This is a genomic window from Aggregatimonas sangjinii, assembly GCF_005943945.1.
GTDB lineage: Bacteria > Bacteroidota > Bacteroidia > Flavobacteriales > Flavobacteriaceae > Pelagihabitans > Pelagihabitans sangjinii.
Window position 1 is genome coordinate 3,820,394 of record NZ_CP040710.1, and the last position, 21,218, is coordinate 3,841,611.

The 21,218-nt window shown below is 46.0% G+C and carries 18 protein-coding genes; 9 read left to right on the plus strand and 9 right to left on the minus strand.

All coding sequences use genetic code 11. The features are described 5' to 3' along the window. Positions 1-99 precede the first annotated feature (99 nt). Positions 100-1,203 carry a lactonase family protein gene (locus FGM00_RS16025; RefSeq protein ID WP_138853877.1) on the plus strand — a complete coding sequence of 368 codons (1,104 nt, stop codon included), beginning with the start codon at positions 100-102 and terminating at the stop codon, positions 1,201-1,203. Positions 1,204-1,266: 63 nt separating this feature from the next. Here FGM00_RS16025 and FGM00_RS16030 read toward each other — a convergent pair whose 3' ends face one another. The 6 genes from FGM00_RS16030 to FGM00_RS16055 all read right to left on the minus strand — a co-directional run bounded on the left by FGM00_RS16030 (position 1,267) and on the right by FGM00_RS16055 (position 6,702). Next, positions 1,267-2,073, minus strand: a complete 807-nt coding sequence (locus tag FGM00_RS16030; protein ID WP_138853878.1) for an EcsC family protein — start codon at positions 2,071-2,073, stop codon at positions 1,267-1,269. Positions 2,074-2,099: 26 nt separating this feature from the next. After that, the gene (locus FGM00_RS16035; RefSeq protein WP_138853879.1) at positions 2,100-2,435 is read right to left on the minus strand and encodes a hypothetical protein; all 336 of its coding nucleotides are present in this window, start codon (positions 2,433-2,435) and stop codon (positions 2,100-2,102) included. A 118-nt stretch (positions 2,436-2,553) separates the two neighbouring features. Next, positions 2,554-3,477, minus strand: a complete 924-nt coding sequence (locus tag FGM00_RS16040) for a carbon-nitrogen hydrolase family protein (RefSeq protein ID WP_138853880.1) — start codon at positions 3,475-3,477, stop codon at positions 2,554-2,556. A 205-nt stretch (positions 3,478-3,682) separates the two neighbouring features. Continuing rightward, the gene (locus FGM00_RS16045; RefSeq protein ID WP_138853881.1) at positions 3,683-4,459 is read right to left on the minus strand and encodes an SH3 domain-containing protein; all 777 of its coding nucleotides are present in this window, start codon (positions 4,457-4,459) and stop codon (positions 3,683-3,685) included. A gap of 49 nt (positions 4,460-4,508) precedes the next feature. Further along, positions 4,509-5,804, minus strand: coding sequence for an alpha/beta hydrolase family protein (locus FGM00_RS16050; protein WP_138853882.1), 1,296 nt, complete (start codon positions 5,802-5,804; stop codon positions 4,509-4,511). A gap of 208 nt (positions 5,805-6,012) precedes the next feature. After that, the gene (locus FGM00_RS16055; protein ID WP_138853883.1) at positions 6,013-6,702 is read right to left on the minus strand and encodes a DsbA family oxidoreductase; all 690 of its coding nucleotides are present in this window, start codon (positions 6,700-6,702) and stop codon (positions 6,013-6,015) included. Between the two features lie 348 nt (positions 6,703-7,050). Here FGM00_RS16055 and FGM00_RS16060 point away from each other — a divergent pair, with 348 nt between their 5' ends. After that, complete coding sequence (locus FGM00_RS16060; protein ID WP_138853884.1) at positions 7,051-8,736, plus strand: serine hydrolase domain-containing protein; 1,686 nt, start codon at positions 7,051-7,053, stop codon at positions 8,734-8,736. 177 nt (positions 8,737-8,913) lie between these two features. On the opposite strand, the gene FGM00_RS16065 is transcribed toward FGM00_RS16060, so the two are convergent. Both FGM00_RS16065 and FGM00_RS16070 read right to left on the minus strand, forming a co-directional pair. Beyond that, a complete protein-coding gene (locus FGM00_RS16065; RefSeq protein WP_138853885.1) occupies positions 8,914-9,837 on the minus strand; it encodes an aldo/keto reductase in 924 nt (307 codons plus the stop codon). 97 nt (positions 9,838-9,934) lie between these two features. Further along, positions 9,935-10,465 carry a hypothetical protein gene (locus FGM00_RS16070; protein ID WP_138853886.1) on the minus strand — a complete coding sequence of 177 codons (531 nt, stop codon included), beginning with the start codon at positions 10,463-10,465 and terminating at the stop codon, positions 9,935-9,937. 98 nt (positions 10,466-10,563) lie between these two features. Here FGM00_RS16070 and FGM00_RS16075 point away from each other — a divergent pair, with 98 nt between their 5' ends. From FGM00_RS16075 to FGM00_RS16090, 4 genes are all read left to right on the plus strand, one after another. Continuing rightward, the gene (locus tag FGM00_RS16075; protein ID WP_138853887.1) at positions 10,564-13,722 is read left to right on the plus strand and encodes a WD40/YVTN/BNR-like repeat-containing protein; all 3,159 of its coding nucleotides are present in this window, start codon (positions 10,564-10,566) and stop codon (positions 13,720-13,722) included. A gap of 266 nt (positions 13,723-13,988) precedes the next feature. Further along, positions 13,989-14,342 carry an endonuclease domain-containing protein gene (locus tag FGM00_RS16080; protein ID WP_138853888.1) on the plus strand — a complete coding sequence of 118 codons (354 nt, stop codon included), beginning with the start codon at positions 13,989-13,991 and terminating at the stop codon, positions 14,340-14,342. Positions 14,343-14,355: 13 nt separating this feature from the next. Then, a complete protein-coding gene (locus tag FGM00_RS16085; protein WP_138853889.1) occupies positions 14,356-17,481 on the plus strand; it encodes a VPS10 domain-containing protein in 3,126 nt (1,041 codons plus the stop codon). 60 nt (positions 17,482-17,541) lie between these two features. Then, positions 17,542-18,084 (plus strand): CopD family protein, encoded by a 543-nt coding sequence (locus FGM00_RS16090; protein WP_138853890.1) that lies wholly within the window; start codon positions 17,542-17,544, stop codon positions 18,082-18,084. Between the two features lie 164 nt (positions 18,085-18,248). On the opposite strand, the gene FGM00_RS16095 is transcribed toward FGM00_RS16090, so the two are convergent. Continuing rightward, a complete protein-coding gene (locus FGM00_RS16095) occupies positions 18,249-18,983 on the minus strand; it encodes a tellurite resistance TerB family protein (RefSeq protein ID WP_138853891.1) in 735 nt (244 codons plus the stop codon). Between the two features lie 206 nt (positions 18,984-19,189). Between FGM00_RS16095 and FGM00_RS16100 the strand changes: the two genes are divergently transcribed. The 3 genes from FGM00_RS16100 to FGM00_RS16110 all read left to right on the plus strand — a co-directional run bounded on the left by FGM00_RS16100 (position 19,190) and on the right by FGM00_RS16110 (position 21,115). Further along, positions 19,190-19,600, plus strand: coding sequence for a BrxA/BrxB family bacilliredoxin (locus tag FGM00_RS16100; RefSeq protein ID WP_138853892.1), 411 nt, complete (start codon positions 19,190-19,192; stop codon positions 19,598-19,600). A gap of 121 nt (positions 19,601-19,721) precedes the next feature. Further along, positions 19,722-20,459: a lysophospholipid acyltransferase family protein gene (locus FGM00_RS16105; RefSeq protein ID WP_138853893.1), complete on the plus strand. Its 738-nt coding sequence runs from the start codon at positions 19,722-19,724 to the stop codon at positions 20,457-20,459. Next, positions 20,456-21,115 (plus strand): HD domain-containing protein, encoded by a 660-nt coding sequence (locus FGM00_RS16110; RefSeq protein WP_138853894.1) that lies wholly within the window; start codon positions 20,456-20,458, stop codon positions 21,113-21,115. Before FGM00_RS16105 ends, FGM00_RS16110 begins: the two co-directional genes overlap by 4 nt. Positions 21,116-21,218 lie beyond the last annotated feature (103 nt).

The window sequence follows — 21,218 nt, forward strand, 5'->3', positions numbered from 1 at the left end:
ATTCTTTTGAACTCCTAGCGCCTATATCCGGCATATGCTATAACAACACCCTAGAACCTGCACCATTATTCGTACTTTTAACAGTACGAAGTAGTTGTTATGAAAAAGAATCACCTCATCGGTATGGCAATCGTACTATTGACCATCGGATGCACTGAAAATAAACCTATGGAACCCATCGCCCTTTATGTAGGCACCTATACCGATTCCGGGAGCGAGGGAATTTACCGTTATGCCTTCGACCCGCAAACGGGAAGTTTAGCGGAAAAAACACTGGCCGCGAACTTGCCCAATCCGTCTTTTTTGAAAATTTCGAACGACCACAATTTCCTCTACGCTGTTCAGGAAACGGACAAATACGACAGTTTGGAAGGTGGGGTTTCCGCCTTCAAAATCAACAACCAGGATTTACAAGTATTGAATACACAGGGGTCGGGCGGCGAAAACCCCTGCCATATCGGTATTTCCAAAGATGGAAAAATGTTGGCCGTTTCGAACTATACCGGTGGAAATTTAGCCGTGTTCCAGTTAAAAGACGATGGCAGCTTAAGCCAGTACAAGCAACTGATCGATCATAAGATCTTGGATTCGACCAAAACTTCTCATGTACATTCGGCCGAATTTACCTCAGACGGACTTTTTGCCGCCGACTTGGGTCTAGATGCCGTAAAACGGTATCGTCAAACCGAAGCAGGTTTTGTAGAAGCTTCACAACCCTCGTTGGATCTTTCCGAAGGAGCAGGACCGCGGCACTTTGCTTTCGGGCAGGAAGGCAAGTTTCTCTATGTGATCAACGAATTGAATTCCACCATTACCGTTTTTAAAAGGAATAGCGACGCCACCTATGCGCCCATAATTACCCATAGTACAGTCGCTGCCGACTTTAAGGGGGAAAGTTTTTGTGCTGACATACATCTCTCTCCTGATGGGATGTTCCTCTATGGTTCCAATCGAGGGGAAAATACGATTGTTGTTTTTGCCGTAAATCAGAAGACCGGGGATCTGGCAGTAGTGGAACGTGCCCCAGTCAAGGGCGACTGGCCTCGTAATTTTACGGTAGACCCCAGCGGGAAGTTCTTGTTGGTCGCCAATCAAAGAAGTAATAATATTACCGTTTTTGCAAGGGATGAAGAAAAGGGGACGCTTACTTTTTTGCATGAAACCGCATTGTCAAGTCCGGTTTGTTTGGAGTTTGCGAGATAGGTTTTAGACCACTGCGCTTTTAGACATGAGCTATTAGAGCTTAGCCCAGAGGCGTTAGACTGGTTACTTCTTGCTTGTGATGTCTAACTGCTCATAGGACTCCTTCACTAGTTCCTCCCCGTAAATCCTTTCCAAGCGACGAATGGAAAAGTGGGCGTGTGCCATTTGTTGAAAGTGACTTAGAAAGGCTAAATTTATTGAGGCTCCTCCTGCCGCTCCTAAAACCGGAACCGCCTGGGCGACGAACTTTTCAGAGACCTGGATGCTAAAACGGGAAGCGATTACGGCCAATGCCGCCAAAATGGGGTTCGGACTGCCAACAACCAATGCACCTAAGGTTTTTGTTCCTCCTTTTACTGCAGACCCCACAGCGATACGGGAGGCATAATAACCCGTTTCCAAACTGTTGTCGTGTTTGCTCTTTCCTCCCAGTGCGAATACTTGCAGACAGGCCAATTGGGTGTCCATTTCGTTAAGGTCTTCGCCTTCGCTACGGGCGATATCCATAATGGAGCGCATCATCAATTTTGTGGTAATACCAAGGTCTACGGCAAAGGCCGTCGCACCAAAAGCACCGCCTATTGCCCCTGAGGAAGTCACCAAGGCCTTGTAGGTTCTGTTCCAAGGTGCGGTCTTGGCCCCATTCTTTTTCATGGAAAACAAATTGCTTCTTACCACGGAATGCAGCACTTTAAAACTGAGTTCCTGCAGCCATTTCTGTCGCTTTTTGGGTAGCATTTGAAGCCGTCCCTCGATGACATTGCCCACTTTATTGAGACCTTTCATCGCCCAGCCAATGTCTTCCATTTTCTTCTTGGCATTGATCAAGACCAGTTCGTCTTCTATGGAAAGTGTTTTTGTTTTCGTCATAAATTCAAATTATCATAATACGGTAGCTACAGATAGAGCGCCCAATACAAGCAATAGGTTACTACCGCAATGCACACCACATAAAGCCCCGCTTCTTTCCAAGCATCCTTTTTCGCCTTTTCCCGTATCTCCCTTTTAATCCGGTAAAGCTTTTCGGCAGATACCTCATTGAATTGCAATTCCGTCTTACGAACTGCGGTTTCAATAAACATATTTTTGACCTTTTTAAACGTATTGCGCTTACTCAGTAAGGCCCTGTTGGCCTTCACTACTTTCATTGGTTGTCCAGCATGTCCCATCTTCTTTCTTTCCTTATGAGTAGGAATACCTGCCATTTTGTTACACCAGGCCGTTTTGGGCATACCGCATGCTTAGTAGAAAGGGCTTTATAGCTACTTAGCCCAACCCTGGAAATCTCGGGAGCCCTCAGGGTGACATATTTGCTAGAATTTTAAATACCGGACACTGCCAACTGCAAAACTAATCCTCCCTAATAATATCAGGTTGCCCCTTGACTTTCAGCTCGAAAATATCGGGTCGTGCGTAATGCCCGATGACGTCAAAGTCCAATTTACTACGGGGAACGTCCTCCAAATCGAGTTCGGCGATCAGTGCTCCGGCCTTTCCGAAGAGCGGACCTGCGAGTACCTTCCCTAATGGAGAAACGATGATGCTGCCCCCAGGACATAGATTTTCAGGTTCGGAAGCCACGGTCTCGGCGTACTTTTCGGGGTACATGCTTTTCGTGTAATATTGATTACAGCCCAACACAAAACAGCGGCCTTCGAGGGCGATATGTGTCATGGTCGCCGTCCATTCTTCCCTGGAATCGGCTGTGGGAGCGATATAGATTTCAACCCCGTTTTGATACATGGCCATACGTGCTTGTGGCATGTAATTCTCCCAACAGATGAGGCCGCCCAACTTTCCGATTCTGGTGTCGAAGGCGACCAACGATTCTCCGGCAGCCTCTGCCCAAACGAGCCGTTCGGTACCCGTTGGTTTTATTTTTCGATGCACGCCCAGTAAACCGTGGGTCGGTGAAATGTAGAGCATGGAGCAATATAGGCTACCGTTGGTACTGTTCTTTTCGGTGACACCCAAAACGATATAAGTGTTATGTGTTTCGGCAAGTTCCTCTAAACGGCTGCGGTCTTCACTTTCCAAATCGATACTGGCGGCGGAAAAATCGGCATATGCCTGCCGACCAAAATCGGTGCGGCTCCCGATTTTAGCCCCGAAATCGAAACCCCTAGGGTAGCCGGGAATGAAGGATTCCGGGAATACCAGTAGTTCGCAGCCTTGTTGCGCATACGTTTTGACCAAGGATTCTACCTTTTGCAAAGTCTTTTCCTTGTCAAAAAATACCGGGGATTCCTGTAGTACGGCTACTTTTAGTTTCATAATTGAGATGTGTGTTCTAAGGTAGTTTTTTTATCAAATATGGTGAAAGAACTTGAGGTGAGATGCTCTATGTTTTGTGCTTGATGCCGGATGCGCGATGCTTGGTGTTTGGTGTTTGGTGTTTGAATATTCTATAACAGCATAGGGGCATCGAATTCAAAACCATCCCCATAATAACTTCACCCTCTCCCAAACTCCGGTGGAATCAATCCACGAAGCCCAAGTATTCGATTTGAAACAAATTTTCCGATTTGCGTTGGATATCGACCCCATACCCAAATCCTTCGGCACGGTAGTAGTATTCGATTTTTTTGAGCGCATTATTTTCCCGGTTCACCGTCAAAAAACTATCCCAGACTTCCTGTGGTTTGTCGGGATCTTCAAAAGTCTCTAGCTCGGGACCGGAGGGATTAGGAAATGCCAGAGTCTCTGGCAACTCATACATGGCAGCCACTATGTAAAATGCCTCGTGCCAACTCGTCGCCGGCAGCGTAAACGTATCGGTCGTACCCTCGTGAAAATCAGGGTCGTTTGGTTTACTCACAAAGGTCACCTCGGAATAGTTTTCTTTGAGTTTTGCGATATAGACTTCGTTACCTTCTTCCTCTTCTTCGGGCATTGGAAGATGGGATAGGAAACCGCTAAAGGCATAACCTGTTTGCCCTTTGTATCGTACCATATGCATTCCTCCTTTGATATGCTCTACCTCTAAAGAGGTGTCCGCCGCTTCTTGCAACAACACTACACGACTTCTAAAGGGCATTACGGCCAGTTTTTCGCTATCAAGGGCATTGTCTGCGCGTAGGCTGAGGCCGTTTGGGACCATTACATAAAGGTCCCCTAGGGCGGTGTCTTGATTCTCCTGGGCTACCAAAGTACTGTCTCGTCCTTCGGACTGGGCGGTTTGTTTTGCCTTTTCCTTACAGGATCCTAGGCAAATAAGAAAGACAAAAGCAAGAACGTAAACAATACTATTTTTCATGATAGGTAAGGTGTCGTGGAATATATGAAACGAACAAACAGCGGTTTAATTATTCCAACCCATCCGCTTTCAGCAACTCCATGCCCGTTGAGGAGCGCGGTTTAAAGCCGGGCCAGTCTTTTTCATTGGAATTTTCGGGAATGGTCAAGTACTCTGAGTTGTCATCTCCTTTTAAGTGTGTGCCCAGAAAGGCAGTAACAAAATGTTGATTTATATTATTGATTTTGCGCTGGTCCCACGTAGAATCGGCATAACGATAGTATTCGTCAATATGGAGTCCAGGTGCTAGTGACTCTACTGGTGGAGGATTCGGCGCTACATTGTGCCGTGCGTTTTTATAGGTAAGTAAGTATCGGTCTGCGTTGACAGCCCCTTTATAAATCGCTTTGATACCGTCTTCATAACCGGAAATATCGTCTTGGCTACCCGCGATAAATAAGGTGGGCTTCTTTAATCCTTTTAAGCCTTCCGCATCCCAAACGCCTCGTGCCATTCCCCAAGGAGCAAAGGCGACTACGGCTTTGATACGGGGATCGATTGAATTTTGATATTCGGGATTACTTGCCGCCAATGAGGCAATGGCCGTGCTACCTCCTGTCATTTGTCCGAAGAAAGCCGCAGCGCCATCACTGTATCCTGCACCACCCACATTGAGCACCCCATAACCCCCCATCGAATAACCCACTATTCCGGTGTTTTCATCATCTACCAAACCTGCTAGTTGGTCTTTGGAATCCGAGCCTCCCAAACGGGCCATTTCGTTGATTACGAATTTAATATCCTTGGCACGATTGAGCAACGTACTTGGAAAGGCATTGGCATCTTTAAAAGTGGAGTCGGTATGGTCGATGGAAACGACCACATAGCCTTTAGAAGCCAGATTTTCAGTCAAATAGGTCATCAGATATCGGGATCCCACATAACCATGGGAGACCACGATCAACGGAAACGCGGTACCGGACTTCGGTGTGGCATCGCGTAACGCCCTACCTTTAAAGCTAAAGGGAACTAAAGGTCGTAAGGTATCGCCTCGAGTACCCATCACTTCCTCATAGTTGACAGAAACTTCCGTACCGGCGGGGACATCGGCAGGATACCAAATTTCAACGGTAAGCGGACGGTCATACATCGCATCTTTCCCTCCTTTGGAATTCAAAATATCCACCTGGTCCTTATGTACCAGATTTATAGTGCGCACCCCAACCGTATGTTCACCACGTGCCGAAAGTTCGGGGGCATCGGGTAGCGGATCGCCATAAACAAACTCGTACTGCGCGGTAAGTGCGCCGGTGTAAAAAAACATCAGGCAAACAAGGGAAAAGGCAAGCGTAAATCGGACTTTCATAGTCGGGTTTTTGAGTTGGTTTTCAAGATACGTAAATATTATTAGTAGGGGACTGGTGCGGGAAGGTTGGATGCTCGGTGCCGTTTTTATCGAAATAAAATTTTAATCCAAAGGATATCCAACTTTGGTACTCATTCTTTCGTCATTCAATGTCGAGATTCGTGCGTCGCCCACCCTACAAAGTCATCTTGTTTCTTTCGCCTAATTCCTAACAATTTTCGCCATCAGGCCCACAACTGTCCGCTTCTGCGACGCCATTTATCGGGGCTACCTCTTGAAAAGCTTCTAGAAAAACACTGCTCGGCTGCGCCCCACTGATACCGTATTTGTTATTGATGATAAAAAACGGAACCCCGGAAACACCAAGTTGTTGGTAATGACCGATTTCCTGCTTTACCGCATAGGCGATGTCGTCATTCGCGATGATTTCTTGGGTCTTTTCGGCGTCCCAGCCGAACTCGGACATGAGCTTGTTCAGTACAACGGGGTCATTTAAATGTAGATTCTCGGTAAAGTAGGCATATAGAAAGCGCTCTTTCAACTTGTCTTTAAAATCTTCTTCCCCGGCCACATGTAGCAATTGGTGCAAGGGTAAGGTGTTCACGGCCATCCAGTTCTTCCCGAAATTGAAATCAAGCCCCAAATCCAATCCTACATCGGTAATACGCTCGGTCATTTCCCTGGTACGTTCCAAATCCCCAAATTTATTGATGAGGTAGGTATCCCTGTCGAACCCGCTTTTAGGAATCGTCGGGTCCAATTGGAAAGGGTGCCAACTAACCTCAACTGGCGCGCCCTTCCACTCGGCCAAAGCGGCTTCCAGGCGACGTTTGCCAATATAACACCAAGGGCAGGCCACATCGGAAACGATATCAACGGTAATTTTATCTTTTTGCATGTTCTCGTTTTTAAACTTGCGGTTTGGTCGTGATTTTTACACATTACTTACATGCAAGGCTTCCCTCATATAGGCTGCCAATAGCTGATTGTGTTTAGAACAAAGAGAAGAGAATAGAGAGAAGAGATAAAGGATAAATGGTTTGTGGTTTAAAATAAAAATTGAGGATTAAAGTGCTTTTGAAATCCGTAAAGCAAAACCGTGTCTCACAAATCAAGCTACGATCCACCAACGGCATAAAGGTTTTCGGATGTATACTATCGTAGGTGATTCACATACCAAAAGACGACACCTTTAAAATTATTTAATATCTTCCTGAGCAGTTTCCCCTCCTAAAATCGTAATCAAATGAAAATGTTCGCAAAACCACTACCGCTGACGGTGGCTTTCTTTTTTATGGCCTTATTCACTGCAAGCTGTCAAGATGTGATGAATGATACATCCATAGAAAAATCCATCGATACCATTTTTAAAGCGTTTGATCATCCCAACAAACCTGGCGCAGCGGTCGCCGTGGTGCAAAATGGCGAAATCGTTTTTAAAAAAGGCTATGGGAGTGCCAATTTGGAATATGACATTCCTGTAACGCCGAAGACCATATTTCATGTGGCATCGGTATCGAAACAGTTTACGGTTTTTGCGCTCTTGCTGCTCGCCGAAGAAGGAAAACTGTCTTTTGACGATCCCATTCAAAAGTACATAGAAGAAGTACCCGACTTTGGTCAGGAAATTACTTTACGCCATCTGGCAGCGCATACCAGTGGGATGCGCGATCAATGGGACCTTCTAAATTTAGCCGGCTGGCGCTGGGACGATGTCATCACCAAAGAGCATATCTTAAAAATGGTGTCCAGACAAAAGGAGCTGAATTTTACCCCCGGCGAACAATTCATGTACTGCAATACGGGCTATACGTTATTGGCAGAGGTTGTGGCCAGGGTTTCGGGGAAATCCTTTGCCGTTTTTACCCAGGAACGGATATTTACGCCCTTGCAAATGACCAATTCACAATTTTATGACGACCATACCAAAATCGTAAAGAACAGGGCGTATTCGTACAATCCCATGATCTACGGCTTTCAAAAAAGCGTTTTAAGCTATGCCAATGTCGGTGCCACCAGTTTATTCACCACCGTCGAGGATCTGAGTCTGTGGGCCATGAATTTCAAGGAACCAAAAGTGGGTAGTGCCGATTTGATCGAACAGATGAATACCTTGGCCGTACTGAACAATGGGAAAACTTTTAATGGGGCTTATGGCCAGTTCGTAACCCCGTACAAAGGATTGCAGCAAATACAGCACAGCGGGGGAGATGCCGGCTATCGTTCCTATCTGACCCGTTTTCCCGATCAGGGTTTGGCGGTTTCGGTAGTATCCAATTCCGGGGCTTCCAACCCTTATGCCTTGGGAATGCAGGTAGTCGATCTGTACTTGAAAGATGCGTTTGTCGAAGAACAACGGTCGCAGCCTGATCAAAAAGAGGTAAAAACGATTTCCTTGAGCGAGACGGCACTACAGGCCTTTGAGGGCCACTATTGGGATGCAAAAGACCTGTATTCCAGAAGGATATATTTAAAAGATGGTCGTTTACAGTACGACCGTGGCAATGGGAACGTCACCGAATTGGCACCTTTGACCGAGAGTACCTTTAGGATGCGAAACCTACCAAATGAAGTTACCGTAGCTTTTAGTTCTGAAGATGGCCAAGCCCGGATGATCGTCTCCGAAGGTGATAATATACTGGGCACATTGGATGCATACACTCCGGTAGATGCTTCAAAAGTAGACCTTACTCCCTTTCTTGGGCCCTATACCAGTGAAGAATTGAGTACGACGTATACCTTGATCGAAAACGAAGGGAAACTGATAGCCACGCACCCAAGAAGTTCCGATATCCCGTTAACGCTTATAAAGGCGGATGTTTATAAAGCCGGGGGCAATACTATCGTATTTACCCGAGACGGGGATAATACCGTTCAGGGGCTAAAGGTCTCTACAGGCAGGGTTAAAAATCTCAAGTTTAGCAAAGAATAATTAAGATTTTTTTCGGCTGCCTTCCTTTTTCCCCTTGCCTTACTCCCACCCAGAGACCCCTCCGTCCGCCAGTTGGCGAACGCCTCCCCTTTACAGGGAGAACTTCTGAACCTGTCCGTCAGTCAGGTGGGCCTGCCCGTCTGGCGGGAGCAAGCGATTTCCCCCCAGAATAATACATTAAATCGATTGCAAATGATCCGCCATTTTTTCCCTTCCGGCAGCATCCGGCAAAGGCCCAAAACCGGCTCCCATATTATCCCTAAGATGTTTTAAACTCGATGTACCGGGAATCACACAGGTCACCCGCTCATTGGAAAGGATAAATTTCAGGAAATACTGTCCCCAACTTGAGATGTCATAAGCTGCCGCCCAATCGGGCAAAGCTTTCCCTTTGACCTTACTGAAAAGGTCGCCCCCTTCGTAAGGCTGATTGACGATAACCGAAACATCGTGTTTTTGACAGGTATCGAAAAGGGATTTTTCGGCATTTCGCGAACGTATGGAATAATTGAACTGTACAAAATCCGGTTGGTCCGATTGGATGATGTCTTCCAAGGTCGGGTGGGACGAATCTACATAGTGCGTCAGTCCCCAATACCGTATTTTGCCTTTTTCTTTCCAGGCGCGCAATGTTTTTACATGGGTTTTCCAATCAACGAGATTATGTATTTGCATCAAATCCATGGTCTTTCGTTGCATTTTTTCAAAGGAAGATTCCATTTGGTCGATACCCGCTTGTTTACCGGCAGTCCATACTTTGGTGGCGTAAAAAAATCGATCCTGGTTAGCGAGTTGCCCGGCCGCACGACCCACTACGGCTTCGGAAGTACCGTACATTGGGGAGGAGTCGATTACCGTTCCACCTAGTTTATGCATTTCGGCCAAGAGCTGTTTTCGAATTTCCAATTCTTGTTTGGAATCCCCGATATCGAAAGTTTGCCATGTACCAAGACCGACCATTGGCAATTTTTCCCCTGAGCTATAAATAGTTCTTTGCCCCATTTCATCTTGGGGCGAAAAGGAGAAGAACGCCGGTAGGGTCGCGAAACCCAATCCGGCAAGGCCCCCAAGCTGCAAGATGTCTCTTCTGGAATAGTTCATGGGTATACGTTTTCTTTGACGGATATTAATTTAAGCTTTTCCCACGAAACGGGGTGTCAAGGGTTTGGGAATCGGTGTCATAGGTAGGATATCACATTCAATCCAGTTCAAATTCCTCTGTCTGGGTACTTTTAAATAGGTAATCGTTTTCACCTATTGAAAAAATAATCGTATCGTTTGCAACAAGATCCATTATTTCTAGACGTTCTAACGAATCCACTCCTTTGAGAAAAGTATATTCGAAGAATTCCCCTCTAGAATTTACGGAAACAAAATCTAGAGTTCCAATTTTGGTAGAGGATACTGTAAAACTTTTATTGGCAAAAGTGCCGTCCAATTGCTTGGGGATTCTGACCTTGGCGTCTAATATTCTCTTTGGCACCCCAATAGTATCATGATAGGCGCAGAAAAAAAGTAAATAGTCATATTGGCCATAGCGCACCTTATCATAAATCCAATAATCCCCCAATGTCTTCCCATCTGTATCTGAATACTCATATACTACTAGCGGTTTATATTTAAAAACGGATTTACAACCATAGATTAAAGCCCAAATGAACAGAAAGGTGAGCAATCCTTTTCCATTAATTCTTAATTGAATGACTTTTTGAATAATATAAGAGCCCATTATACAAAGTTATTGCTTTCTTAAGGATTATGATTATGTCAGAATTTAGATTCCCGCTTTTTCATTACATTTAGAGAGACTAATTAATCCACTTGAAAATGAAACTTCACCGCAACCTATTAGGTTTAATCATCGCTTATCTATTTATATTACCCTTAACAACGGAAGCACAAAGACGCAAAAAAACAATCCCTGTAAAAACAGCCTTCTCAGAAGAACTCTACTCAAGCCTGGAATATCGTTCCATAGGGCCGCATCGCGGAGGCCGATCGGCTGCGGTAACCGGCGTACCGGGCGAACTGAATCTTTTTTACTTTGGGGCTACGGGAGGTGGGGTATGGAAAACCGAAGACGGTGGCCGTACCTGGGAGAATATTTCCGATGGCTATTTCGGGGGGAGTATCGGCGCCGTGGAAGTGGCAAAAAGCGATAAGAACATCATTTACGTAGGCGGGGGCGAAAAAACGCTACGGGGCAATGTGTCCTCTGGTTATGGTATTTGGAAAACCGAGGATGCGGGCAAGACCTGGACCTCGGCGGGTTTAAAAAATAGCCGCCATGTACCGCGAATTCGCATTCACCCCACCAATGCCGATATCGTCTACGCAGCCGTACTCGGTAACATCTATAAACCAACCCAAGACCGAGGCATCTACAAAAGTACCGATGGGGGGAACACTTGGCGCAAGACCCTGTTCGTAAACGACCAATCGGGTGCCGTTGATCTGATCCTAGACCCCAATAACCCCCGTATTTTATACGCTAGTACCTGGCGTGCCAAACGTACGCCCTATAGCTTGAGCAGTGGTGGTGCCGGTTCTGCCCTCTGGAAGAGTGTAGACAGTGGTGAAACGTGGACTGAGATTTCCAAAAACGAGGGATTTCCCAAAGATACCTTGGGAATTATCGGGGTAACGGTCTCACCCAAAAATTCGGAGCGGGTATGGGCGATCGTCGAGAATAAGGAAAAAGGCGGTCTCTACCGTTCCGAAGATGGGGGCAAGAAATGGACAATGGTAAATGATGAGCGCAAGCTACGCCAACGGGCCTGGTATTATACGCGTGTTTATGCCGATACCGAGGATGAAGATGTGGTGTATGTGCTGAACGTACGCTACCATAAGAGTACCGATGGCGGAAAAACCTTTAACACCTTTAACGCGCCCCATGGCGACCACCACGATCTATGGATTTCCCCCGAAAATGCCCAACGCATGATCATCGGCGACGATGGTGGCGCACAGATTTCCTATGACGGGGGAGAGACCTGGAGCACCTATTACAACCAACCGACCGCACAATATTATCGGGTAACGACGGATAACGCCAATCCTTACCGTATTTACGTGGCCCAGCAAGATAATTCTACGCTTCGTGTCAACCATCGTAGTGATGGCAGCAGCATTTCAGAAGATGATTGGGAGCCGACCGCCGGGGGCGAGTCCGCACATATTGCGGTAGACCCCACCAATAACGATATCGTATATGGCGGAAGTTATGGCGGTTTCCTTACCCGTGTCAATCACGAAACCAATACGGTTCGCGGTATCAATGTATGGCCCGATAACCCCATGGGTTATGGTGCCGAGGGCATGAAATATCGTTTTCAATGGAATTTTCCCATCATGTTCAGCAAGCATGATCCTAAAAAATTATACACCTTTTCGCAGCACGTGCACATGAGCACCAATGAAGGCCAAAGTTGGGAACTGTTAAGCGACGACCTGACCCGAAACGACCCTGCCAAATTGGTGTCCAGCGGCGGACCGATTACCCAAGACAATACCGGTGTGGAATATTACTGTACCATTTTTGCGGCGAACGAGAGTCCGATAAAGGAAGGGCTACTTTGGGTAGGCAGTGATGATGGCCTGATACATGTCTCCCGAGATGGTGGCGCGAATTGGGAGAATGTGACCCCGAGCGGAATGCCAGCATGGATGATGATCAACAGCATCGAACCTTCTGCTTTTGACGAAGGCACTTGCTACGTTGCTGGCACCAAATATAAACTGGGCGATTTTCAGCCCTACCTCTATAAAACCACCAACTACGGAAAAACGTGGTCGAAAATAACGAACGGCATCAATGAGGAGCATTTTACCCGTGTGGTCCGCGAAGATCCGAAACGAAAGGGCTTGCTCTACGCCGGAACCGAAACGGGAATGTATATCTCCTTTGATGATGGAGCGAATTGGAGTCCGTTTCAGCTGAACCTTCCCATCGTGCCCATTACCGATTTGGCCATCAAAGAAGACAATTTGATCGTCGCCACACAAGGGAGAAGTTTATGGATTATTGATGACCTAAGTGTGTTGCATCAGTTGGATGATGCCAAAAAAACAGCTTCTTCCATTTTATATCAACCGAAAGACGCCTTACGCACCAAAGGCCGTTCCAGCACCGAACCTTCCAAAACGGAAGGGGAGAACCATCCGAACGGGGTGATGACACATTTCTATTTAAAGAATCTGTCGGAAAAGGATAGCATCCACCTCACTTATACGAACATGGCCGGTGATACCCTTGCCACATTCAACAACCATGTGAAAAAGGGGGAGTCCGCTAGTGAAAGCAGAGCGAAGGAGCTTAAAGTAGAAAAGGGGGGCAATACCCATGTCTGGGATACCCGTGGCAAAGGCGCGGAAAAGCTGAAAGGCATGATTTTTTGGTGGGCCAGTTTCGATGGTGCCAAAGCCGTGCCCGGGCAGTATAAGGTACATTTGAACGTCAACGGCAACTCCACTTCCCAAACCTTCAACATCATTCCCGACCCAAGGGCGGAAGCCTCGGTAGCGGATATGCAAAAGCAATATGATTTTGTGACGGATATCAATACCACCATTGATAAGGCGCATCAATCCATCAAAAAAATACGAAATATCACCAGTCAGTTGGATGCTTTTAGCAAACAGTACAAAGACAACCCGCAAACCACCTATTTGGTCGAAAAGGCCAAAACCATGAAAGAGAAATTCGGGGAGGTCGAAAAGGCCTTGTACCAAACCAAAAACCGCAGCAACCAAGACCCCTTGAACTTCCCGATCCGGTTGACCAACAAGCTTGGGCACCTGAATAGTCTTGTTGCATTGGACGACTTTCCACCGACGGATCAAGATATAGCTGTAAAAAATGAATTGACGGGGAAAATCAACACACAATTAGACACCTTCGACGCTATGATATCAAAGGAAATCGGGGAATTCAACAAGGAATTCAACGCTTTGCAGTTAAATTATTTGTTTGTGGAGGAGTAGGTAAAATAGATTATATAGTAGTTATTCATTTTTTGGCTAGAGATACAAATGCTCCCCTCCTTTTTCAAGGAGGGGAATGAATCCGCCAGATGGCGGAGAAAGGGGTGGTAAAGCCCGAACTTCAGCGCCATTACCTGAACTATTAGGAAAATACCCGAGGTCTTTACCTTTACCACCCCGTCTTCTTGTTCCGTCTATGTCGGAACAAGAATCCACCCCTCCTTGAAAAAGGAGGGAAACTATTAAGTAGTGCTATTTAGAGCCTTATGCACAATAAGAAGAATTTAAAAGCATACCGGAAAGCGTTAAGAAACAACGGTACGTCAGCGGAGGCCTTTCTATGGATGCAATTATCGAAAAGCAAACTGGAAGGCAGAAAATTCAGAAGACAACATAGCATTGGAAATTGCATCGTAGACTTCTTTTGTTCTTCAGAGCGATTGATAATTGAACTAGATGGTGAAGTCCATTTTAATACTACTGCGCTAGAGAAAGACCTAAAAAGAACCCAATATTTAGAAAATCTAGATTACAAAGTAATTCGCTTCGAAAATAAGATGGTCTTTGATAATCTTCAATCTGTATTGATGGAAATAAAAGAGAACTTTGACAATAAATAACAATCGTATTCAAATGAAAAACAACCTCACGCTATTGCTAACCCTCCTAACCGCGACAATCACCTTCGCCCAAACCGCGGAAGAGTACTTCACCCCTTTAAAATTCAGAAACATCGGTCCGTTTCGAGGCGGGCGCTCGGTTTCGGCTTCAGGGGTCATCGGTGATCCCATGACCTATTATATGGGTACCACCGGCGGCGGCCTATGGAAAACGGAGGATGCCGGACAACGCTGGAACAACATTTCCGATGGTTTCTTTGAAATGGGCTCCGTTGGTGCAGTGGCCGTTTCGAGTTATAACACCAATATCGTTTATGTGGGAATGGGCGAGCATGCGCCCCGTGGGGTGATGACGTCCTACGGAGACGGCGTCTATAAATCGACGGATGCCGGTGCAACCTGGAAACATATGGGACTCACGGAGACACAGCACATTTCAAGAATCGTCATCCACCCGACCAATCCGGACATTGTGTATGTGGCGGCGCAAGGGCAATTGTATGGTCCGAATACCGAGCGTGGCATTTATAAATCCGTTGACGGTGGGAAAACCTGGAAGAATACCCTTTTTGTAAACGATTTAACGGGTTGTGCCGAGCTTTCCATGGATGCCAATTTTCCTGAAATCATGTATGCCGCCATGTGGGAACATCAGCGCAAACCGAATATGGTCGTTAGTGGAGGAGAAGGCAGCGGACTCTATAAATCGACCGACGCCGGGGAAACTTGGACGGAAATGACGGAAGGCCTGCCCGAGGAAAAGGGAAAGATGGCGATTTCGGTGAGTCCGGCGAATTCGAACAAGGTATATGCCTTGATCGAAAGCGATAGCAATCAGGACAAGGGCGGACTCTTTGTTTCCGAGAATGCCGGAAAGAGTTGGAACATGGTCAGTGGCGATAATAGATTGGTACAACGTGCTTGGTATTATATCGAAGTGTTCACAGACCCCAACGATGAAGATATCGTATATGTCTTGAGCGCCCCGGCCCTACGTTCCTTGGACGGTGGTAAAAATTGGGAGCGTATTACCGGTACCCATGGCGATTATCATGATTTATGGATCAATCCGAAAAATTCCTTGAACATGGTCATTGCCAATGATGGTGGCGCTGCGGTGACCTTCGATTTCGGAAAAACATGGTCTTCACAAGAAAATATGCCAACGGGGCAGTTTTATCGCATCAATACGGATAATCTATTCCCGTATAATATCTATGGTGGACAACAGGATTATTCCTCGGCCATGATCGCTAGCATGTCTACCGGAAGAAGTGGAATTTCGATATCAGATTTTAGTCCGTCGGCCGGTGGGGAGAGTGCCTTTTTAGCGTTCGATCCCGACAACCCTAGATATGTGATGGGCGGCAGTTATCTGGGTACGATCGAGGTACTCGACACCCACTCCAAAGCCTCGACCGAAGTTATGGCCGCGCCCATACAGTATTTGGGACGTGAAGCGCGTAACATGAAATATCTGTACAATTGGAATGCCCCTACCCTACGCTCCCAGCACGAACCGAATACCTTCTACCACGGGGCGCAACTCCTATTGCGAACACGGGATATGGGCCTTAGCTGGGAAGAAATGTCACCAGATCTTACCCGAGATATCGACGCCAAGCAGGGCAACGGTGGCGGGCCGTACACCAATGAGGCGGTCGGTGCGGAGAACTATGGCACTTTGGCCTATGTCGTGGAGTCCCCACATGAAGCGGGCATTTTTTATACCGGAAGTGATGACGGCTATGTACATATTACCAAGGACAATGGCGAAAGTTGGCAAAATATCACTCCAAAAAATCTTGGGGAATCGCTGGTGAACGCCATTGAAGTTTCCCCCCATGACAAGGGAACCGTTTATATTGCGACCACGAAATACAAATTCAATGACCATACGCCTGCGCTCTATAAAAGTACCGACTATGGTACCACATGGACACGCACTAATACCGGTATTCCCAAGGGTGCTTTTACACGTGTCGTACGGGAAGACCCTACACGAAAAGACCTGCTTTATGCCGGAACCGAAAAAGGACTGTACCTCTCCTGGGACGGTGGTAGCAGTTGGAAGCCCTTTCAACTCAACCTTCCCAAAACACCCATTACCGATCTTAAAATACATCGCGGCGATCTCATTGTGGCTACCTCGGGCAGGGCCTTTTGGATTCTGGATGGTCTAACGCTTCTGGCCCAATATGAAACATCCGACAAGGGATTGAAACTCTATAGCCCGAATGACGCCTTGAACGGTTCATGGCGCAGTCCGATGAGCGGGAATACGGATGACTTCAAAGGAACGAATACCTTGGAAGGCGTAAATCCGGCAAATGGGATGGTCTCGTACTACGAACTCCCGAAATTGAACGATTCCACCGAAATCACCATGGACATTTTGGATGCGAGCGGAAAAAATATCCGTAGTTTTTCTTCCAAAAAGGACAACACCTATAAAAAGCACAATGGCGGTGGCCCACCTCCCGCACCGACTTTATCTAAAAAAACAGGTCTTAATCGTTTTGTATGGGATATGAAAACCCCAATTCTACCCGGTGTTCCCAATACCTATATCGAATCTCGTTTTAGTGGTCATATCGTTCCTCCAGGCACCTATACCATACAGCTAAATTCGGGTTCCGAGGTCGTGTCTACCGAAGGTAAAATCGTCGCGATACCGACCTATTCGACAACTCCGGAACAATATGCCGAGCACCATACCTTTATGACGGAACTGGAAGAAAACCTCACTCAAATGCACACCACCTTGAATTCGCTCTACAACGTTCAGCAGCAGCTAAAAGAGGTCCTAAAGGATGTTGCCGATGCCTCGACGAAGTCGGAGGGCAATGCCTTGCTGGAGCACCTGGATGCTTGGGACAAGGAAATGATCCAACGCAAATCGCAGGCCTATGACGATGTTGAGAACTTCCCCAACAAATTCACCGCCGAATACCTGTTCCTTATCGATGCTACCAACAGTGCCATCCCTCGGGTAAACCAATCCTCCAAAGACCGGAAGATAGAACTCGATGCCCAATGGAAAATCTTGGAAGCTAAGGCGAACGAATTCCTGAATACTTCGATTCCCGCCTTTAATAAAAAACTTTGGGATATAGGTATAGGGGCAATTCGAATATGAAGTTTCTTGTTTCAAGTTTCAGGTTTGGGTAACTTTGAACCAGAAACTTGAAACCCGAACGTGAGCGAGTACTACAACTACATAAAATCCCTTCACCTTATCTTTGTAGTTACTTGGTTTGCGGGACTATTTTATATTCCAAGACTGTTTATCTACCATATCGAAGCGGCCCGGAAATCGTCGCCCGAAAGGGAAATACTGACTACCCAATTGCAGTTGATGACCAAACGATTGTGGAATATCATCACATGGCCGTCTGCGATCCTTTGTACTTTTTTTGCTTTTTGGATGTTGCACCTGAACCCAGGATTGCTCTACCAACCCTGGATGCAAGTTAAACTGGGGTTCGTAGTTTTACTTTTTGCCTACCATATCAAAAACCATTTGATCTATAAACAGCTACAACGGAATGAGATAAAGTACACCAGCAACTACATGCGTATTTGGAACGAAGGTGCGACACTCATTCTTTTTGCCGTTATATTTCTTGTCATCCTAAAAAGTGCCCTAAACTGGATTTTCGGTGTCGTTGGGATAGTAGTCCTCGGCATTCTCCTAATGCTGGGAATAAAACTTTACAAACGTATTCGCGAGAAAGGGTAAATGCAGTTTAAGCTTAAGACTATATGTATAGAACCGCCTAACAATCAAATTTAATTAGAAGCGTAAATACAAGTTCAATTTTTAATTGGCAGTTGCCATAGCAATTGATTCCATTTCAACAAACAAACTGCCCACTGGCACTGCCAACTGCCTACTCTTCTGGTTCAAAGTCCACGTTCCGCCTGAACCGTTTCATACGCCATTTGTACTTGCTTGAACTTTTCCTCGGCTCCTTTTTTTATAGCCTCGTCCTGGGTATTCACACGGTCGGGATGGTACTTTTTAGCCATGGTACGGTACGCTTTTTTGACCTCATCGTCCGTAGCTGTTTTCGCGATTTCCAAAATTTTGTAGGCATTATCGGCGGCCTTGACGAACATGGCTTTAATACTTTCGAAGTCTCGTGCGGTGATTCGCATGTACCCAGCGATTTCTTGAATTTTGCTGATTTCGGCATTGGTAACTTGTCCGTCTGCCTGGGCGATACCGAATAAAAAATGAAGTAACTGAAGCCGTACCTCGTAACGGGTGCGTTGGTTCAAATAGGCACAGATACGCTGGGCCGAAATTTCATGTTTTTTGTTGACCTCGTTAAAAGTGCGAAAGATGGCATTGGCTTTTTCCTTGCCGTAGGTACTCACAAAATACTGGCGTACATAATCCATCTCGGTCTGGCTGACCTTGCCATCGGCCTTGATGACCAGAGAACACAACGACAGCAAATTCAATTCGAAATCGGCCGGTGAAACGCTTTGTCGGGTCATATCCCGGAAAACGGATTTTGGCCCACCTCCTTTATTAGAGGAACTATCGATCAAGCTTCCAAGAAGAAATCCTATAATGGCACCAGGGTATCTAAATAAGTAATATCCGGCAATGGCCGCAATCCATTTTATCATCGTATTCTCAATTTTTTCAAAGATAGGTTTTTAGGGTAAAATCGCACGCCTATTTCCCGCACTCGAAGGGTGAGCTCCTACAGCAACCGATTAGACTCCCAATGGTCTCAAAAGTTACATATGGGTAGGTCTACTTTTGTTAGGTTTCCTAATATACACGACAAATTTGGTATCTTTACATCCTGAAATTTAAAACAAGAAGAGTTATGTATCCCGCAGAATTAGTAAAACCTATGAGAGACGACTTGGCCAATGCCGGGTTTGAAGAATTATATACGGCCGATGCGGTCGAAAAAGCGATAGGGAAAGAAGGAACTACACTTGTAGTCGTGAATTCCGTTTGTGGTTGTGCCGCGGCCAATGCCCGCCCAGCGGCTAAAATGAGCTTGCAACACGCAAAAAAACCCGACCATGCCGTTACTGTTTTTGCGGGTGTTGATACCGAGGCTGTCGATGCCGCCAGAAATTTGATGGTTCCCTTTCCTCCTTCCTCGCCAAGTATGGCCTTATTCAAAGATGGGGAACTGGTGCATATGATAGAACGCCACCATATCGAGGGAAGACCGGCCGAACTGATCGCCGAGAACTTGGTAGGTGCATATGACGAGTTCTGTTAGTAGCAAAAGTCCGAACTCTTTCAGGTGAGGAATCAGAAATATCCGTAAAACCGCTCTACTTGAGCGGTTTTTTTAGTCCTAAGTCTTACGTCAATTTTGTCCTAAGTCTTATTTTTGTGCCATGCGAAAACTATTGGCCTATCCTTTAAGCGTAATCTACCTGATTTTCTTCGGGGCTACGCTCTTGGTTTTTCACCCACTACAATGGTTGGCCTTTAATCTATTTGGTTATAGTGCGCACAAAAAAATCGTGGCCATCATGAACCTTTGCTTGCTACGCTGTTCCCATCTTCTCGGGACGACTTACTCCTTTAAGAATGTAGAAAATCTACCTACGGACAAACCCTTGATCATCGTTCCCAACCACCAAAGCCTTCACGATATTTCCCCCATAATCTGGTTTATGCGCAAGCACCATCCAAAATTCGTAAGCAAAAAAGAACTCGGGAGAGGTATTCCTAGTGTATCCTATAACTTACGCCATGGTGGTTCGGTATTGATCGACAGAAAGGATAGCAAACAAGCCATCGCCGAAATCGGGAAATTGGGAAAGTATATCGAAAAATATAATAGAAGCGCAGTTATTTTTCCAGAAGGAACACGGAGTAGGGACGGCCGTCCAAAAGAATTCAAAACCAACGGACTTCGAATCTTAATCAAAAGGGCGCCCTCGGCGCTACTCGTTCCCGTCAGTATCAACAACTCTTGGAAAATGTTACGCTACGGAAAGTTCCCTTACGGAATAGGCAATCGGCTAACCTTCGACGTGCATGCGCCAATTACTACCAACCCAGACCCAGAGCAAGCGATGGCCGTGGTTGAAAAAGTCGTAGTTTCAGGGATAACGGAATTCAAATGACACAGGAAGAAATCATCTCGAAGACTATTGTTTTTGTCAAGCGAACATTGAAAGGAGCTGAAGGCGGGCACGACTGGTTTCACATACACCGAGTACTTGTAAATAGTCGTAAAATAGCTGCTACGGAAAAGGTAAATGATTTGGTCGTCGCTTTGGGAGCACTTTTGCACGATATCGCCGATGCTAAATTTCACGATGGCGATGAAACCAAGGGCCCAAAGATAGCAACAGATTTTTTGACCGCTCTTGGAGTAGACCAAGCCCTTATCGAACAAGTGGTCTATATCATCGAAAACATCTCCTTTAAAAACAGCCTTGAGAAAGGCATTGATAAAGTACAGCCATTAGAACTCCAAGTGGTTCAGGATGCCGATCGTCTAGATGCCATTGGGGCCATTGGCATTGCCAGAGCCTTTAATTACGGTGGCTTTAAAAATAGGGAACTCTACAATCCCGAAATCAAACCCAACCTTCATATGAGCAAGGAGGAATATAAAAAATCGGCATCGCCGACCATCAATCATTTTTACGAAAAGTTGCTTTTGCTCAAAAAAAAGTTCAATACCGAATCGGGAAAAAGACTCGCAGAAGAACGCCATCGGTTTATGCTCGAATTCTTAGAGCAGTTTTACCAAGAATGGGGAGCGTTTCCCTAGACTTCCAACATTGCACAAATAATTATTTAAAGTAGGGTACTAGAAAGCAGCTTATTTACGTTATAGACACCTGTTGAATCCTTGCCATCTCAAGTGGTAAGGT

Bases quoted from the DNA above. Each gene is read 5' to 3' on its own strand.
- FGM00_RS16060 (WP_138853884.1), top strand. From the start codon at position 7,051: ATGAAAATGTTCGCAAAACCACTACCGCTGACGGTGGCTTTCTTTTTT.
- FGM00_RS16045 (WP_138853881.1), bottom strand. From the start codon at position 4,459: ATGAAAAATAGTATTGTTTACGTTCTTGCTTTTGTCTTTCTTATTTGC.
- FGM00_RS16100 (WP_138853892.1), top strand. From the start codon at position 19,190: ATGTATCCCGCAGAATTAGTAAAACCTATGAGAGACGACTTGGCCAAT.
- FGM00_RS16075 (WP_138853887.1), top strand. From the start codon at position 10,564: ATGAAACTTCACCGCAACCTATTAGGTTTAATCATCGCTTATCTATTT.
- FGM00_RS16105 (WP_138853893.1), top strand. From the start codon at position 19,722: ATGCGAAAACTATTGGCCTATCCTTTAAGCGTAATCTACCTGATTTTC.
- FGM00_RS16080 (WP_138853888.1), top strand. From the start codon at position 13,989: ATGCACAATAAGAAGAATTTAAAAGCATACCGGAAAGCGTTAAGAAAC.
- FGM00_RS16030 (WP_138853878.1), bottom strand. From the start codon at position 2,073: ATGACGAAAACAAAAACACTTTCCATAGAAGACGAACTGGTCTTGATC.
- FGM00_RS16095 (WP_138853891.1), bottom strand. From the start codon at position 18,983: ATGATAAAATGGATTGCGGCCATTGCCGGATATTACTTATTTAGATAC.
- FGM00_RS16070 (WP_138853886.1), bottom strand. From the start codon at position 10,465: ATGGGCTCTTATATTATTCAAAAAGTCATTCAATTAAGAATTAATGGA.
- FGM00_RS16085 (WP_138853889.1), top strand. From the start codon at position 14,356: ATGAAAAACAACCTCACGCTATTGCTAACCCTCCTAACCGCGACAATC.
- FGM00_RS16110 (WP_138853894.1), top strand. From the start codon at position 20,456: ATGACACAGGAAGAAATCATCTCGAAGACTATTGTTTTTGTCAAGCGA.
- FGM00_RS16040 (WP_138853880.1), bottom strand. From the start codon at position 3,477: ATGAAACTAAAAGTAGCCGTACTACAGGAATCCCCGGTATTTTTTGAC.
- FGM00_RS16025 (WP_138853877.1), top strand. From the start codon at position 100: ATGAAAAAGAATCACCTCATCGGTATGGCAATCGTACTATTGACCATC.
- FGM00_RS16035 (WP_138853879.1), bottom strand. From the start codon at position 2,435: ATGCCCAAAACGGCCTGGTGTAACAAAATGGCAGGTATTCCTACTCAT.
- FGM00_RS16055 (WP_138853883.1), bottom strand. From the start codon at position 6,702: ATGCAAAAAGATAAAATTACCGTTGATATCGTTTCCGATGTGGCCTGC.
- FGM00_RS16050 (WP_138853882.1), bottom strand. From the start codon at position 5,804: ATGAAAGTCCGATTTACGCTTGCCTTTTCCCTTGTTTGCCTGATGTTT.
- FGM00_RS16065 (WP_138853885.1), bottom strand. From the start codon at position 9,837: ATGAACTATTCCAGAAGAGACATCTTGCAGCTTGGGGGCCTTGCCGGA.